The 14,505-nt window shown below is 70.2% G+C and carries 17 protein-coding genes; 9 read left to right on the plus strand and 8 right to left on the minus strand.

The genetic code is table 11. The features are described from left to right. Positions 1–12 precede the first annotated feature (12 nt). Positions 13–633 carry a GNAT family N-acetyltransferase gene (locus ABCU91_RS12015; RefSeq protein WP_406923861.1) on the minus strand — a complete coding sequence of 207 codons (621 nt, stop codon included), beginning with the start codon at positions 631–633 and terminating at the stop codon, positions 13–15. A gap of 22 nt (positions 634–655) precedes the next feature. Further along, the gene (gene galU, locus ABCU91_RS12020; protein WP_406923860.1) at positions 656–1,534 is read right to left on the minus strand and encodes a UTP--glucose-1-phosphate uridylyltransferase GalU; all 879 of its coding nucleotides are present in this window, start codon (positions 1,532–1,534) and stop codon (positions 656–658) included. A gap of 76 nt (positions 1,535–1,610) precedes the next feature. Here galU and ABCU91_RS12025 point away from each other — a divergent pair, with 76 nt between their 5' ends. Genes ABCU91_RS12025 through mscL form a run of 3 tightly spaced genes read left to right on the plus strand, consistent with a single transcriptional unit; the run spans position 1,611 to position 2,982 of the window. Next, positions 1,611–2,201, plus strand: coding sequence for a 5-formyltetrahydrofolate cyclo-ligase (locus ABCU91_RS12025; protein WP_413353855.1), 591 nt, complete (start codon positions 1,611–1,613; stop codon positions 2,199–2,201). Positions 2,202–2,214: 13 nt separating this feature from the next. Then, a complete protein-coding gene (locus ABCU91_RS12030) occupies positions 2,215–2,487 on the plus strand; it encodes an FmdB family zinc ribbon protein (protein WP_413353856.1) in 273 nt (90 codons plus the stop codon). A gap of 36 nt (positions 2,488–2,523) precedes the next feature. After that, a complete protein-coding gene (gene mscL / locus ABCU91_RS12035) occupies positions 2,524–2,982 on the plus strand; it encodes a large conductance mechanosensitive channel protein MscL (protein ID WP_413353857.1) in 459 nt (152 codons plus the stop codon). A 170-nt stretch (positions 2,983–3,152) separates the two neighbouring features. On the opposite strand, the gene ABCU91_RS12040 is transcribed toward mscL, so the two are convergent. Further along, positions 3,153–6,845, minus strand: coding sequence for an AAA family ATPase (locus tag ABCU91_RS12040; protein WP_413353858.1), 3,693 nt, complete (start codon positions 6,843–6,845; stop codon positions 3,153–3,155). Positions 6,846–7,037: 192 nt separating this feature from the next. Here ABCU91_RS12040 and ABCU91_RS12045 point away from each other — a divergent pair, with 192 nt between their 5' ends. Beyond that, entirely contained in the window at positions 7,038–7,562 is a 525-nt protein-coding gene (locus tag ABCU91_RS12045; RefSeq protein ID WP_413353859.1) for a methylated-DNA--[protein]-cysteine S-methyltransferase, read from the plus strand. 59 nt (positions 7,563–7,621) lie between these two features. On the opposite strand, the gene ABCU91_RS12050 is transcribed toward ABCU91_RS12045, so the two are convergent. Beyond that, positions 7,622–9,241, minus strand: coding sequence for a cation acetate symporter (locus tag ABCU91_RS12050; RefSeq protein ID WP_413353860.1), 1,620 nt, complete (start codon positions 9,239–9,241; stop codon positions 7,622–7,624). Next, on the minus strand, positions 9,238–9,588 hold the full coding sequence (locus ABCU91_RS12055; RefSeq protein WP_172824671.1) for a DUF485 domain-containing protein: 351 nt from the start codon (positions 9,586–9,588) through the stop codon (positions 9,238–9,240). Before ABCU91_RS12055 ends, ABCU91_RS12050 begins: the two co-directional genes overlap by 4 nt. Positions 9,589–9,713: 125 nt before the next feature. On the opposite strand from ABCU91_RS12055, the gene ABCU91_RS12060 reads away from it, so the two are divergent. Further along, positions 9,714–10,562 carry a response regulator transcription factor gene (locus ABCU91_RS12060; RefSeq protein ID WP_406923855.1) on the plus strand — a complete coding sequence of 283 codons (849 nt, stop codon included), beginning with the start codon at positions 9,714–9,716 and terminating at the stop codon, positions 10,560–10,562. 28 nt (positions 10,563–10,590) lie between these two features. Then, a complete protein-coding gene (locus tag ABCU91_RS12065) occupies positions 10,591–10,953 on the plus strand; it encodes a histone-like nucleoid-structuring protein Lsr2 (RefSeq protein WP_091355094.1) in 363 nt (120 codons plus the stop codon). 24 nt (positions 10,954–10,977) lie between these two features. Here the strand turns inward: ABCU91_RS12065 and ABCU91_RS12070 are convergent, their stop codons facing one another. Next, positions 10,978–11,637, minus strand: a complete 660-nt coding sequence (locus ABCU91_RS12070; protein WP_413353861.1) for a LysE/ArgO family amino acid transporter — start codon at positions 11,635–11,637, stop codon at positions 10,978–10,980. Positions 11,638–11,722: 85 nt separating this feature from the next. Between ABCU91_RS12070 and ABCU91_RS12075 the strand changes: the two genes are divergently transcribed. Together ABCU91_RS12075 and ABCU91_RS12080 are read left to right on the plus strand one after the other, a co-directional pair. Further along, positions 11,723–12,604: a LysR family transcriptional regulator ArgP gene (locus ABCU91_RS12075; RefSeq protein ID WP_413353862.1), complete on the plus strand. Its 882-nt coding sequence runs from the start codon at positions 11,723–11,725 to the stop codon at positions 12,602–12,604. A 105-nt stretch (positions 12,605–12,709) separates the two neighbouring features. After that, positions 12,710–12,979, plus strand: a complete 270-nt coding sequence (locus tag ABCU91_RS12080; protein WP_406923852.1) for a hypothetical protein — start codon at positions 12,710–12,712, stop codon at positions 12,977–12,979. Here the strand turns inward: ABCU91_RS12080 and ABCU91_RS12085 are convergent, their stop codons facing one another. Continuing rightward, the gene (locus tag ABCU91_RS12085) at positions 12,980–13,822 is read right to left on the minus strand and encodes a hypothetical protein (RefSeq protein ID WP_413353863.1); all 843 of its coding nucleotides are present in this window, start codon (positions 13,820–13,822) and stop codon (positions 12,980–12,982) included. A gap of 114 nt (positions 13,823–13,936) precedes the next feature. Here ABCU91_RS12085 and ABCU91_RS12090 point away from each other — a divergent pair, with 114 nt between their 5' ends. Continuing rightward, positions 13,937–14,110 carry a DUF1272 domain-containing protein gene (locus tag ABCU91_RS12090; RefSeq protein ID WP_413355406.1) on the plus strand — a complete coding sequence of 58 codons (174 nt, stop codon included), beginning with the start codon at positions 13,937–13,939 and terminating at the stop codon, positions 14,108–14,110. On the opposite strand, the gene ABCU91_RS12095 is transcribed toward ABCU91_RS12090, so the two are convergent. Further along, entirely contained in the window at positions 14,111–14,500 is a 390-nt protein-coding gene (locus ABCU91_RS12095; RefSeq protein WP_413353864.1) for a hypothetical protein, read from the minus strand. Between the last annotated feature and the right edge of the window lie 5 nt (positions 14,501–14,505).

Genomic DNA, 14,505 nt, shown 5'->3' on the forward strand with positions numbered 1-14,505 from the left:
TCTGGTTGAGGGTTAACGGTCGGCGGGAGGGATGGATGCCGCATCCGCCGGCGCGCGCCCCGCCAGCCAGCGGTTCAACACGCCCTCGCGGACCTCGTCGCGGACGAGAGCGAACGCGTAGTGATCGCGCCAGTCCCCATCGATGTGGATGTAGCGGCGGCGCAGTCCCTCGTACCGGAAGCCCAGCTTCTCGACGACGCGGAGGCTCTTCGCGTTCTCGGGCCGGATGCAGATCTCCATCCGGTGCAGCCGCAGGTCCTCGAAGCAGACGTCCGTCGCGAGCGCCACCGACGTCGGTGTGATGCCGCGGCCGGCGAAGCGCTCGCTCACCCAGTAGCCGATCGTGGCCGACGACAGCGACCCGCGGGCGATCCCCCAGACGTTCAGCTGCCCGGCGACCTCGCCGTCGTACTCCATGACGAACGGCACGCCCGAACCATCGCGGTACTGCTGCAGCAACCGCCGGACCCCACTGCGCATGTCGAGCGAGATCGGCCCGTCCGGGCTCGTCGCCTCCCACTGCCGCAGCCACGAGCGATTCTGCTCCAGCTCGGTCTGCAGCGGCTTCGCATCACGGGGACGTACGAGCCGGATCGAGATCGGACCGTGCGCGCGCACGACCGGCCCGTCCATGCCCATCAGCGTCCCGCCGGGCTCAGAGGCCCGATGCGAAGTCCTTCAGCCACGGACGCAGCTCCGCCCCCAGGTCATCCCGGTCGACGGCGAGCTGCACGATGGCCTTGATGTAGTCGGCACGGTCACCCGTGTCGTACCGACGCCCGCGGAACACGACGCCGAGGACACCTTCGGTCGACGCGAGCTCCTCGAGCGCGTCGGTCAACTGGATCTCGCCACCCTTGCCGGGCTCGGTCCGCTCGAGGACGTCGAAGACACCGGGGGTGAGCACGTAGCGACCGATGATCGCGTAGTTGGAGGGCGCGTCCTCCTTCTTCGGCTTCTCGACGAGACCGGTCACCTTGACGACATCGGGCTCGTCCGTCTCCTCGACGGCCGCGGCGCCGTACATGTGGATCTGGTCGGGCGAGACCTCCATGAGCGCGACGACCGTGAGACCCGTCTTCTGGTTCTGCTCGAGCATCTTCTCGAGGAGGACGTCGCGCGCGTCGATCAGGTCGTCGCCGAGCAGCACCGCGAACGTGCTGTCGCCGACGTGCGAGCGCGCGCGGAGCACGGCGTGGCCCAGGCCCTTCGGCTCACCCTGACGGACGAAGTGGATGTCGGCGAGCTCCGAGGAGTCCTGCACCCGCTTGAGCTTCTCGTGGTCGCCCTTCTTGGTGAGGTTCGACTCGAGCTCGGGGACCGAATCGAAGTGGTTCGAGATGTTGTTCTTATTGCGTCCCAGGATGATGAGGACGTCGTCGATGCCCGCCGAGACGGCCTCCTCGACCACGTACTGGATGGCCGGCTTGTCGACGACCGGCAGCATCTCCTTCGGCATGGCTTTGGTGGCGGGCAGGAAGCGGGTCCCGAGCCCTGCGGCAGGGATCACGGCCTTGATGCGCTCAGCAGACATGCCCCTCACCCTACAGATGCCGCGAGCCCGCGGGACACACGTCGGGCCAGCGGGCGTGTCCCTTTAGAATCAGACCATGACCGGGCCGTTGGACACCGAGAAGCGCGCGCTGCGCGCGGAGCTCCGCGAGCGCCGCCAGCAGCGCTCCGCCGCCGCCCTCGACGAGGCCGCAGCCGGCGTCCGCGCCCAGCTCGACGCCCTGGTCGCCGAGCACCACGTCCGGTCCATGTCCTGCTTCCTCTCCACCCCGACCGAGCCCGGCACGCGCGAGTTCATCGCCGCGGCCGTGGCCCGCGGCATCCGTGTCCTCCTGCCGGTGACCCGCGCGGACGGTCTGCTCGACTGGGCCGTCGCCGAAGAAGAAGGCGACACGGCCGAGGGCATGTTCGGACTCCCCGAACCGGTGGGCGAGCTCCTCAGCCCCGTCGCCGTCAACGACGTCGATCTGCTCGTCATCCCGGCGGCCGCCGTCGACCGCCACGGGATGCGCCTCGGCTGGGGACGCGGCTACTTCGACAAGACCATCGGGTCGATGGAGAGGTGCCCGCCCGTCTACGCGGTCATCTTCGACTCCGAGCTCGTCGACGACGTCCCCCGCGACGTCCACGACCAGCCCGTCTCGGGTGTCGTCACCCCCACCCGCACCGTTCTGCTTCCCACCCGCTGATCCACGAGGTCCCATGCCCACCTACGCCTATGCCTGCACCGCGTGCGGCCACCGCTTCGACGCCGTCCAGTCGTTCTCCGACGCCGCCCTCACCGAATGTCCCGAATGCGGCGGCACGCTTCGCAAGCAGTACGGCTCGATCGGCGTGACCTTCAACGGCTCGGGCTTCTACCGGACCGACTCGCGTTCGTCGAGCGGAACGAAGACCTCTGGCGAGAGCTCGGGTTCTTCGACATCATCGACATCATCCGGAGCGTCCGCTTCGCCCGCCCCCGCGGGTTCGTAACACCCGGCCCCTGCGCCGGCAGAGGAAGGAGCAGCCATGATAAAAGGCTTCAAAGACTTCATCATGCGCGGCAATGTCATCGACCTCGCGGTCGCCGTCGTCATCGGCGCGGCGTTCGGTGCCGTCGTGACCGCCATCGTTGAGAGCGTCATCACTCCCCTGATCGCACTGTTCTACGAGGCGAACCCGGACGGCAAGTCCGGCCCCGTCCTGATCGGCATTTACGGCCAGAAGGTGACTTTCCCGCTGAGCGGTCTCCTCACGGCGATCATCAGCTTCTTCGCCATCGCCCTCGTGGTGTACCTCGTGTTCGTCCTGCCGATGAACAAGTGGAAAGAACGTCAGGCGGCGCGGGCCGGCGTCACCGAAGAGCCCGCGGCGAAGCTCCCCACCGAAGCCGAGCTGCTCATCCAGATCCGCGACCTGCTCGAGCAGCAGCGCGGCACGACGGCAGCACCGACGCGATCGACCGAACCGCCGTCGCCGTCCATCTGACGCGTCAGTAGTGCGGAGGAACGTCGTTCCGCAGGCGATCATCGTTCGGGCCGGATGCCGGGGGTTCCCCCGCGTCCGGCCCGTTCGTCGTCTCGGGGGTCGTGTCCGTCCCGGGCGCGGGCGTCAGCCTGGCTCGCCGGGAGCCCGGGACCCGCTCGACGCGCTGGCGCTCAGTCGACATCGATGGGCTGAGTCGACCCGGGCGCCGCAGGCGTCTCGGGCTGCACGCCGATGACGCCGGCGATGCGCAGCGCAACAGCGGAAGGATCGTTGTAGACGTCGAACGCGTGCACGCGGACGTAGTGCCATCCCAGGCGTCGCAGCAACTGCGGACGGCGGCGGAGGGTCTCGCGGAGACTGTCGTGGGTGCCCTCCCCATCGAGGTCGGCGACGACGGCCTTGCCCTTGTACTGGGCGACGAGCGGCAGCTGCCCGCCGCGGTAGTGGACGTCGACCGAGACACCGAGGCTTCGCAGGTGCTGAGCGAGCGTGAGCGTGAGCGGGTCGGCGAGATCTTCGAGACGCGCGTCGCGACCGCGGGCGGCGATACGCCCGAGGATCGACATCAGGGTCGCGGCGCCGTGCGTGAGGCGTCCCTCGTCGAACGCGGAGGGACGGATCGACGACACGATGACCATGGAGCGGCGCGCACGCGTCATGCCGACCGTCAGCAGCCGCTCGCCGTCCGGCGTGGAGAGGTCGCCGAAGTCGCTGAGGACGCGGCCGTGCTTCGTGAGTCCGAAGCCGAGCGAGAAGATGACGCGGTCGCGGCTCTCCGCCACTGATTCCTCGAGGCCGAGCACGGCGAACGGCTCGGCCGTCTCGCGCCCCACGAAGTCCGCGACATCCGAGCGTCCGGCGAAGGCGCTGGCGACGGCCGCGCGGATGCGATCGGCGTGACGCGACGAGGCGGTGACCACCATGAGCGATTCGGCAGGGCGATTGATCGCATGTTCGACGACGAGCGTCACGACGCGGGCGACCTCGGCATCCGGGCTCTCCACGGCTCCCGTGTCGGGGTCCGGCGCACCGGTGCCGCCCTCGACGTAGTCCACGCTCAGGCTGCCGCGACCGAGGTACGAACCCGCCCACGGCAGCGAGCTGATCGCTCCCCCGTAGAAGGCGTCGTTGACGAGCTCGGCGAGGTCCTCGCCGCCCGCCCGGTAGCTGCGAGTCAGTGTCTCGACCGGGATCAGCTCGCTGAGCCGGCGGAACACGCTCGTGTCGTCGAAGGGCACCTCGGGCGCTTCGAGATCGTCGCCGCGTCCCGACCAGAGCCGGAACGGGGTCGGCTTCTGCGTGACGGGGTCGCCGAAGACGACGATCTGGCGAGCGCGGCGGAGCGCGGGCGTCGCCTCAGCGAGGCAGAGGGCCGCGGCATCCGCGATGATCACGACGTCGAAGTCAGGGTGGTCGGGAACGTTGGGAACCTCGTAGGGTGACGCGAGCCACACGGGGGCGAGCACGCGCATGAGCGTGGGGGCCGAGGCGACGAGCTCTGCGGCCGAAGCCGTTCCGCCGCGCAGGGCCGACTTCAGGGATGCCGCTTCGCGCGGCTCGTCGACGATGGCGATCCGCCACCGCTTCGCGAGCTCCGACGACAGGAGCGGCCCCGCCGATGAGGCGTGGGCTTCGTCGACGAGACGGAAGTCGCGCTCGAGCCGGTCCAGCACCTGCGTGTTCGCGCCGAGCAGCGCGCGGTCCGACCGCAGCATCGCCTCGAGGGCGGAGCGCCACCAGGCGTACTCGAACTCGCTCGCGACCTCGGATTCGGGCACGTGGCGCGTCGAGAGTTCCATGAGGAGCGGCTCGAGCCCCAGCTGGGCGAGTTCGCTGCGCAGCGCAGCCCGCTCGACGAGGTTGTCGAAGACGTCGGATGCCGCGGCCAGCCCCGCGAGCGTGCGGAGCAGCTGCGGGATCGGGAGGGACGCGAGGCTCTCGGTGCGACCGAGCGCCGAGTCGAGCTCGCCCAGGTCCGCGTTGGCACGCTGCCACGCGGCGGCGACGTCGTCGAGTCCGATGGGGATCTCGGGTGTCACGCCGGCGTCGACGAGCTGCTGCCAGGAGGTGCGCTGCTGCTGCACCCGGAGCAGTGCTTCGTGCATGTCGGTGACGTGCATGCCGGGGCGCACGTACTCCTTCGACAGCCGGCGCAGGCGGCGACGGTTGGCGGGTGTCATCTGCGCCGAGTCGCGCCGCGACGAGTGCGCTGCGATCAGGTCGGTCAGCGGCCGTTCGAAGATCGTGGGGCTGAAGCGGTCGAGCGAGGCGCGGATGCCCTGCAGCAGCTGGACGTACGAGCCCATCTCGGCGATCGACGTGAATGGGCGCATGCGGGTCTGTCCGATGAGCTCGTACCCGCGCTCCAGCAGACCCGGGACTTCGGTGCGGTGCAGGCGGCCCGCCAGAGCGTGCGCGGCGCGGGCCTCGTCGGTCGTCGAGAACGCGACGCCATACCAGGGAGAGTCATCCGGTCCGATGCGGAATTCGCCGAGGCGAGCGGATGCCGCGAGGGCCTCCGCAGCCTCGACGCGACGGGTCGCGAGTCGCTGGACGGTCGCGAGGTCGAACCGCGTGGTCGCGGTCGGCTGCGGATCGTGTTCGGCGATGCGAGTGAGTTCGCGGAGCGCTTCGAGGGGAGATACCCCGACCGAGGCGTGCCGCTGCGTGAGAGCCGAGCGGTAGTCGCGGAGGACGGTGCGGAGCCGCACGAGGGCGTCATCGACCTCGGCGACCTTGGGCTGCTCGGCCTTCTCGTTCCGACCGATCGCACGGATCAGGTCGCGGTGCAGGCGAGCCGGCGACACGGCGAGGCCCGGGAGGCCGATGCCGGCGAGACGGTGCCGCACGCCGTCGAGCGTCGAGCGACGGGCACTGACGACCAGGACGCGCTTTCCGGAGCGGACGAGTTCGCCGACCGCATTGATGACCGTCTGCGTGCCGCCCGTGCCGGGCAGGGTGTGGACGGCGAGCGACTGGCCCTCGGTGATGCGGGCGAGCACGGCCTCCTGCTCGGCGTCTGCGTCGAGAAGGAGGCGATCCGCGGCGGGAGTCCGGTCGTCGGGGCCGACGGCTGCGGGCTGCGGACGGACGAACGAGAGGCGCTCTCGGTCGGCGGGGTGCCCCGCGAGCGCGTTGAGGACGGGGTGGTCGAGGTCGACGGCATCCCGCTCCATGTCGGAGGCCACGTCGGCGAAGGTCGAGACGACCAGACGCGGCAACACCGTGAAGGTCTGCACGTGCGCCGTGAGGGCGCGGAGTCGATCGATGACCGGCTGCGGCTGGAACACGCCGCCGTCGTAGGCGAGGGCGGCGAGGGCGGCGCCGTCGATGTCGACGCCGAAGTGGATGCGTGCCGCCGTGACGAGTTCGGGGTTGATGTGGAACGTGCCGTGGAGCCGCAGGTCGAAGTCCGCGTGGTGCCGCCGGATCGAGAGGGGGCGGAGCAGAACGGGAGCGGTGCAGCTGACCCCGCCGATGCGCCAGGACGCCATGCCGATCGCGAGGTGGACGGTGTCGAGGCCTCGGGCGGTGCGCAGCTCGACGTCCTTGGACGTGATGCGCTCGGCAGCCAGCCGCGCGGTGCGCAGGGCCACCTCGTCCCGGAACATGTTCGACAGGAGCGTCGGACGCCCGGTGATGAACTGCGGCAGGCTTCCCGGGTGCGCCTTGGTGATGTCGATGCCGGCATCGCCGTCGTCGCGGTAGTGCAGCAGCGTCGAGGCGCCGCCGAGCTGCGACGCTTCTTCGCGCAGCCGCTTCCGCTCGGGCACTGCGGCGTGCATGACGAGGACCTCGGGGTCGAACAGCGTCACGTCCGCCGGGGTCACCGCGTGAGCCTGCTCGGCCGTCTCGCCGCGCACAGCACCGCTCTCTGCTCGCCACACACGAGAAACATTAGGCGCGTCGGGCTGGGAAATCGGGATCGACGGCCGAGTTTCGCGGATCGGCTGTCGCACACGTCTCGTTTCCTCCACAACCGACGCCGGATACCGGTTCTCCCCGCCTCCTCGCTCCCCCGGTCCCGATCGACGCCGCCGCGCCAAGATGAGGACATGACGAACGCAACCTACGCGGTGCACCCGACACCGATCGGCGAGGCCCTCCTGGTGACGACCGAGGCGGGCCTCGCCGCGTTGTCGGTTCTCGACGGCCCCGCGTACGCCGAGGTGGCGCGGCTCAGCATGCTGCTGCACGCCGTTCCCATCGAGGACGAGGGCCCGTCCGCCGCGGCGGCAGCGGAACTGGACGAGTACTTCGCGGGTGAGCGTCGGGAGTTCACCGTTCCGCTGGACTGGGGCCTGACGGCGGGCTTCACCCGACGGGCTCTCGAGGCGATCGTCGACGTGCCGTACGGCCAGACGGCGTCGTACGCCGAGGTGGCGATCGCGGCCGGCGCGCCGCGGGCGCATCGCGCGGTGGGGACCGCGTGCGCTCGCACTCCCTGGTCGATCGTGCTGCCGGCCCACCGAGTGATCCGCAGCGACGGGTCCATCGGTGAGTACGGCGGCCGGCCGGAACACAAGCGATTCCTCCTCGATCTCGAGGAGCGGATCGCCGGTTCGGCCGGCCGCGCATGACGGAGGCGGGCAGGGACGTGTAGGCCGTCCCTGCCCGCCTCGTCGCGGCATCCGCTCTGTTAGTGGTCGACCGCCTTCTCGGCGCCGTACCCCGTGAGGGAGCGGACCTCCATCTCTGCGGCCTTCTTCGCATCCTCGGCCTTGCGCGAGGTCACGGAGCCCAGCCAGCCGAGGAAGAAGCCCACCGGGATCGAGACGATGCCCGGGTTGTTGAGCGGCCAGATCGCCGTGCCGACGTTCTTGAAGACGCTCGTCTCCGTGCCCCAGAACACCGGCGACAGGACGATGAGCACGATCGCGGTCGCGAGGCCGCCGTACATGCTCCACACCGCGCCGCGGGTGGTGAACTTCCGCCAGAACAGCGAGTACAGGATCGTCGGGAGGTTCGCCGAGGCGGCGACCGCGAAGGCCAGCGCCACGAGGAACGCCACGTTCTGCCCCTGCACGCCGATGCCGCCGAGGATCGCGAGAACGCCGATCACGATCACCGTGCGGCGGGCGACCTTAACCTCGCCGTCCGGCGGGACGTTGCCCTTCTTCACGACGTTCGCGTAGATGTCGTGGGCGAAGGATGCCGCCGCCGTGATCGTCAGCCCCGCGACCACCGCGAGGATCGTCGCGAAGGCGACCGCCGAGATGAAGCCGAGCAGGACCGGCCCGCCGAGCGCCGCCGCCAGCAGCGGCGCGGCGGAGTTCACGCCACCGGGAGCCGCCTTGATCGTCTCCGACCCGACGATCGCGCCGGCGCCGTAGCCGAGGACGAGCGTCAGCAGGTAGAAGAGACCGATCAGCCAGATCGCCCAGACGACGGAGCGACGTGCTTCCTTCGCCGTCGGGACCGTGTAGAAGCGCATCAGGACGTGCGGCAGGCCCGCCGTTCCGAGGACCAGCGCGATCGCGAGGGAGATGAAGTCCCACGGGTTGGCGCCGTATTGCAGCCCCGGACCGAGGATCGCCTCCTGCGGGTCGGTCGTCGACTTCTGGACCGCGGCCTCGAGGAGCGAGTCGAGACTGAAGCCGTTGATCGCGAGCACCCAGATCGTCATGACGATGGCGCCGCCGATGAGCAGGAACGCCTTGACGATCTGCACCCAGGTCGTGCCCTTCATGCCGCCGATCAGCACGTAGACGATCATCAGCACGCCGACGACGGCGACGACGATCGACTGTCCGATCTGCTCGGTGATGCCGAGCAGCAGCGAGACGAGCCCGCCCGCGCCGGCCATCTGGGCGAGCAGGTAGAAGAAGCAGACCGCGAGAGTCGTGATCGCGGCCGCCAGGCGCACCGGGCGCTGCTTCAGGCGGAACGAGAGCACGTCGGCCATCGTGAATTTGCCGGTGTTGCGCATGAGCTCGGCGACCAGGAGCAGCGCGACCAGCCACGCGACGAGGAAGCCGATCGAGTACAGGAAGCCGTCGTAGCCGTTGATCGCGATGGCGCCGACGATGCCGAGGAAGGATGCCGCCGAGAGGTAGTCGCCGGCGATGGCGAAGCCGTTCTGCGGGCCGGTGAACGAGCGACCGGCCGCGTAGTAGTCGGCGGCGGTCTTGTTGTTGCGGCTCGCCCGGATGACGATGAACAGCGTCACCGCGACGAAGGCGCCGAAGATCGAGATGTTGAGGACGGGGTTGTTCTCGGCTGCGGCCGCGGGCGCAGCGGCGAGCAGGATCGGACTCATCGGGCTTCCTGCCTCTCGAGGTCGGCGCGGATCTCGGACGAGATTGGGTCGAGCGTGCGGTTCGCGAAAGCGACGTAGCCCATCGTGATCGCGAACGTCGTGACGAACTGGCCGAGGCCGAGCAGCAGGCCGATGGTGATGTGACCGAAGACCTCCTGCGCCATGAAGTCGGGCGCGAAGGAGGAGAGCAGGACGTAGACGAAGTACCAGACGAGGAAGAGCAGAGCGAGCGGGAAGACGACGCTGCGATGCTTCTTCTTCAGCTCGACGAAGCGCGGCGATTCTTCGACCGCGACATAGTCGATGGCACTCCCTTCCACGCCTCCGTGCGGGGACTGGGACGACATGTGGCCTCCTTGCCTCATGGGGTGAGCGACGGTGCTCTCACCGGCCGTTCCTGGGAATCAGCCGCGTGGTAGGTTCGACCGTACGAAGGCGGCAGAGGTGCCGTCACCCCCGGAAGTAGGTACGCGTGGGATCGTCGGCAGAGAGCGACGCGGACACGCGGCTCGTCTCCCGAGCCGTGTCCGACCTGGCCCGTCAGACCCGCTTTCCCGTCGTCTTCGGCGGCCTCGAACGAGGCGGCGCCGTCCATGTGACCGCGATCGCCGGAACCCGGACCCGCAGCATCGAGGGACTCGTCGTCGAAGCCGGTCGCGGGCTCGGCGGAGCCGCGATGCTCGAGAAGCGACCGCGCCTGGCGCTCGACTATCGCACGGCCCGCACCATCACCCACGACTACGACCGCGCCATTCTCGGCGAAGGCATCTCGACGTTGCTGGCGGTTCCCGTCGTCGTGACGGGGCGTCCCCGCGGCATCGTCTACTGCGGGTCCTGGACCCCCGGCCCCGTCGGCGACCTCGTCAGCCGACCCGCCTTCAAAGCCGCCGACATGCTCGCGACCGAGTTGCGCGTCCGCGAAGAGGTCGACCGCCGGGTCGCCGCGCTCCTTCCCAGCGAGCCCGCACTGCCCGCGGCCGCACAGGAGGATCTGCGCGAGAGCTACGCGGAGCTGCGGAGCATCGCGGCATCCGTCTCCGACCCCGCACTCCGCGACCGGATCGCCGCCGTCGAGAAGAGGCTGACGGGGATGAGCCGTCCGGCAGCCGGCGACGCGTCGCTCGACGTCGCCCTCTCACCGAGGGAGCTCGATGTCCTGGCGTGCTGTGCCCTGGGGGCGACGAACGCGGAGATCGCCGCCTCGCTGTCGCTGCGCGAGGGGACGGTCAAGTCGTACCTGCAGGCGGCGATGGCGAAGCTGGATGCCTCCACCCGCCACGCTGCCGTGGCGAAGGCGCGCCGTGCCGGCTTGCTGCCGTAGCGGCCGCCTGCACCACTAGGCTCAGCGCATGGCCCGCAAAATCGTGCACCAGCTCGTCGATGACCTGGACGGCACCGTCCTCGAGGTCGGCGACGGCGAGACCGTCCTCTTCTCCGTCGACGGCACCGCCTACGAGATCGATCTCACCCACGACAACGCGAACGCGCTCCGCGATGCGCTGGCGCCGTACGTCGAGGCCGCCCGTCGCGTGTCGAACCGCGCGAGCTCGGGCCGCCCCGCGGCGTCTTCGGGCGGAAGCCGGACGCAGAAGCGCTCCGGCCAGCGCGACTACGCCCCGATCCGGGAGTGGGCCGCGAAGAACGGCTACCAGGTCTCGGAGCGCGGGCGCGTTCCCGCGCAGGTGCTCGACGCGTACGACGCCGCGCACTGACCCCTTCAGTCTCCTCCCCCGGCGCTAGCCGAGGACGAGCGTCACGGCGATGATCACCATGATCACCGCGATGCCGCCGTCGAGGATCCGCCACGCACGTTCGGTGCGCAGGAGCGGCGCCAGGTACCGCGCGCCGTAGCCGAAGAGCACGAACCACAGGGTGCTCGCGGCGATTCCGCCCGCGAGGAAGAACCAGCGGGCGTCGCCGTGGGTCGCGGCGACGGATCCGAGCACCACCGTCGTCTCCACGATGGCGTGCGGATTCAGCCAGGTGACGGCGAGGATCGTCAGAAGCGTGGCCGTCCGCGTCGCCGTGCGGGGACGGGTCAGCAGCGTGCCGTGGGGCGCGGCATCCGTCGTCTTCTCGTCAGCGGCCGCCTCGAGGCTCCCGCCGCCGCGCAGGGCCCGACGCGCACTCACGACCGCGAACCCGACGATGAAGATCGCGCCAGCCCACCGCGCCGCGGTCTCGAGCCACGGGTGCGCCGTCACGACGGTGGCGATACCGGCGACACCGATCGTCTGCAGGATCGCGTCGCTGACGACGCAGACCAGGACGACGATGCCAACGTGCTCGCGTCGCAGTCCCTGCCGGAGGACGACCGCGTTCTGCGCCCCGATCGAGACGATGAGTCCGAGGCAGAGGCCGAGGCCGGAGAGGAGGGCGACGAGTTCAGGAGGCACATCAGCGAACGTACGGAAGATGCGACATGCAGTACAGCGAATGATTCTTCACGATATGAAGACGTCCTTCAGTACACTCGGCTGCGTGGACATTCCGGTGGAGCACCTGCGGACCCTGGCCGCCGCCGTCGACGCCGGGACGCTGGACCGCGCAGCCGCGCAGCTGGGCATCACTCCGAGCGCCGTCAGCCAGCGGATCCGCGTCATCGAGCAGCGCGTCGGACGAGTGGTCCTCCGTAGAACCAAACCCGTGGCCGCGACACCGGCCGGTGAACCGCTCGTCCGCCTGGCCCGTCAGCTGAAGCTTCTCGAGCACGAGACCCGCAGTGCCCTCGGCGACGAGGACGGGCCCGCGCACGTCGCTCTCGCAGTCAACGCGGATTCCCTCATCACCTGGTTCCTGCCTGCCCTGGCCGCTGTGACCGACGCGCGGGACGTGACGTTCGAACTGCACCGCGAGGACCAGGAGCGCACCGCGCAGCTGCTCGCCGCGGGCACGGTGATGGCAGCGGTGACGTCGCAGCGCGAAGCCGTGCCGGGGTGCGTCTCCTCTCCCCTCGGCCGCATGCGCTACACGGCGGTGGCAACTCGGGCGTTCGCCGACCGGTGGTTCCCCGACGGGGTGGACCGCGCCGGGCTCGAGGCGGCGCCGCGGGTCGATTTCGACCGGCACGACACTCTGCAGAGCTCCTTCGCACGTCGGCACGGCGCACGGCGCGAGCCGCCCCGGCACATCATCAGCGCGTCCGCGGAGTTCGCGCAGGCGATCACCCTCGGCCTCGGGTGGGGGATGCTCCTCCCGGGCCAGTTCGACGCGGGCGTCGCCGACGGGTCGCTGACGATCCTCACGGCGGACACCGTCGAGGTCCCGCTCTACTGGCAGAGATGGAACCTCTCCTCTGACCTGCTCGACACCGTGACGGACGCCGTCCGGCGCACCGCGGCGGCATCCCCCGTCCTCGTGTAGCCGTCCGACACCACCTCGTCAATCCCCTCTGCCGACCCCGCCGCCCGGGCGATGGTGGTCATCTGGGATCAGTGTCGGCTGGGTGCGAGGGACGAGGTGCGGAACATGTACGTGGATTCAGAGACGCTGCGTGCGCTGCCCACCCGTCGACCGGCGGATGCCTCGCCTCGGGCCTCCCGCATCCAGTGGGACCTCGTCGCGGACGGTCGCTATGAAGTGCGGATCGGTGGCGAGGTCGCGGGTTTCATCGACGTCGTCGGAGCCGTGTACGTCGTCCTCACCGGCTCTCGCTACGATCGCGCGGAGGAAGTCGCTCAGACCCTCGTGTGGTCGACGGCGACCACTGCTCTCGATCAGCTCCGCGCGCGCGGCTGATCACGTCGCCGCACGGTCGGCGGCCTTCCGCGCCCGACGCGCAGCGTCACGGGTTGCGGCACGCGTCTCGCTGAGCTGCTCCGCCTCGGCCCGAGCGGCGTCGAGATCGTTCGAGGTGCGCGCACGTTCGCGCTCCAGCTCGGCGAGACGTTCCTCGAGTTCCGAGATCCGGGCGTGTGCCACCCGGACGCGTTCCTCCGCCCGAGCGAGATCCTTCTCCGCGCTCTCAGCGTGACGACGGGCCTCTGCGGCTACTCGCTCCGCCTCGCGCGCCGCGCGCCGCTCGGCGAGTTCGTCTCCACGGTCGGGTGCGGCGGAGCCGGCGTCGAACGGACCCGACACCGCGTCCGTCAGGTCGGGCGCGTCCATCCCGGTCGCCTCGATGGGACGCAGCAGCCGCGCGCTCGCGACGGCAGCGGCGGCATCCGGATCCCGCAGCGCCGCGTCGAGGGTCTGCTCGACCGACGCACGCACCGACGCACCGAGGTCCGCACCGTTCTCTTCGGCGAGAGCGACGGCACGGTCGACGAGACCCCGAAGGATGCCGCGCCGCCGGGTCGCGAGCTCGGCGAGCGCGCGCCCGTCCGCGGCATCCACCGCTTCACGGAAGGAGCCGGCCAGGTCGGCGGCCGGAGCGAGCGCCTGCGGGTCGCCCGCCGCGAGGAGGTTGACCACCCAGGCAGCGACCACAGGCTTGCGGAGCCGGCCGATGGCGGCGGCGAGCTCCCGATCGCCGGCCTCCTTCGCGGCAGCTTTCCGGAGGGCGACGAAATCACCGGCCGGGGCGACGCTGAGCCGCGCGGCGACCTCGATCAGCCGCGTGTCGTGATCCGGAGCGGTCATCTGCTCATCCTCTCTCACGCCCGTCGCCTCGGAGCGGCAGGATTCCTCCGACCCCCGGCATCCGTTCGATCATGCCCGCGGTGCCGGCGCTCGTATCGTCGGAGGATGCTCGAGATGCGACCCGCCTGCGAATCCTGCGACCGCGCCCTGCCCGCGGGCGGCGAGGCATTCATCTGCTCGTACGAGTGCACGTGGTGCGCGTCATGCGTCGCTGGATTCGCGGATGCCGCCTGCCCGAACTGCGGCGGCGACCTCCAGCGACGGCCGACTCGAGCGATCCGCGCCTGATCATCTGGCCCAGGATGCGGCGGCCCCGAGCGCGACGACGCAGATGATCAGCGGAACGACAGCGCCGGCACGACGCCGTATCGCGCCTACGGCCGCCAGGCCCACCGAAACCGCACTCACGACCACGAAGCCGATCGTCCTGTCCCACCCCGTCTGCGTCACGACGGTGCCGTCACCCGACTCCGCCGCCCAGGTGCACCGGCGTCCCACGGGCCACGCGGTCGCCTCCGCGGAGAGGAGCGCCACCTCGGATGCCGAGACACCCGGCGGGTGGACGTCTTTCCAGCACCGCCCCTCAGCGCTCTCGCGCGTGTCGAGGAAGAGGCCTGCGACGAGCACGAGCCCGGCCAGCAGGGAGAGGACGAGCATCACCCCCGTGGCCGCGCGCATGCGAA

It is taken from the genome of Microbacterium phoenicis (genome assembly GCF_047302325.1).
GTDB lineage: Bacteria > Actinomycetota > Actinomycetes > Actinomycetales > Microbacteriaceae > Microbacterium.

Excerpts from the sequence above, each read along its gene's own strand:
- ABCU91_RS12015 (WP_406923861.1), bottom strand. The coding sequence starts at position 633 with ATGGACGGGCCGGTCGTGCGCGCGCACGGTCCGATCTCGATCCGGCTC.
- galU (WP_406923860.1), bottom strand. The coding sequence starts at position 1,534 with ATGTCTGCTGAGCGCATCAAGGCCGTGATCCCTGCCGCAGGGCTCGGG.
- ABCU91_RS12025 (WP_413353855.1), top strand. The coding sequence starts at position 1,611 with ATGACCGGGCCGTTGGACACCGAGAAGCGCGCGCTGCGCGCGGAGCTC.
- ABCU91_RS12030 (WP_413353856.1), top strand. The coding sequence starts at position 2,215 with ATGCCCACCTACGCCTATGCCTGCACCGCGTGCGGCCACCGCTTCGAC.
- mscL (WP_413353857.1), top strand. The coding sequence starts at position 2,524 with ATGATAAAAGGCTTCAAAGACTTCATCATGCGCGGCAATGTCATCGAC.
- ABCU91_RS12045 (WP_413353859.1), top strand. The coding sequence starts at position 7,038 with ATGACGAACGCAACCTACGCGGTGCACCCGACACCGATCGGCGAGGCC.
- ABCU91_RS12050 (WP_413353860.1), bottom strand. The coding sequence starts at position 9,241 with ATGAGTCCGATCCTGCTCGCCGCTGCGCCCGCGGCCGCAGCCGAGAAC.
- ABCU91_RS12055 (WP_172824671.1), bottom strand. The coding sequence starts at position 9,588 with ATGTCGTCCCAGTCCCCGCACGGAGGCGTGGAAGGGAGTGCCATCGAC.
- ABCU91_RS12065 (WP_091355094.1), top strand. The coding sequence starts at position 10,591 with ATGGCCCGCAAAATCGTGCACCAGCTCGTCGATGACCTGGACGGCACC.
- ABCU91_RS12080 (WP_406923852.1), top strand. The coding sequence starts at position 12,710 with ATGTACGTGGATTCAGAGACGCTGCGTGCGCTGCCCACCCGTCGACCG.
- ABCU91_RS12085 (WP_413353863.1), bottom strand. The coding sequence starts at position 13,822 with ATGACCGCTCCGGATCACGACACGCGGCTGATCGAGGTCGCCGCGCGG.
- ABCU91_RS12090 (WP_413355406.1), top strand. The coding sequence starts at position 13,937 with ATGCGACCCGCCTGCGAATCCTGCGACCGCGCCCTGCCCGCGGGCGGC.
- ABCU91_RS12095 (WP_413353864.1), bottom strand. The coding sequence starts at position 14,500 with ATGCGCGCGGCCACGGGGGTGATGCTCGTCCTCTCCCTGCTGGCCGGG.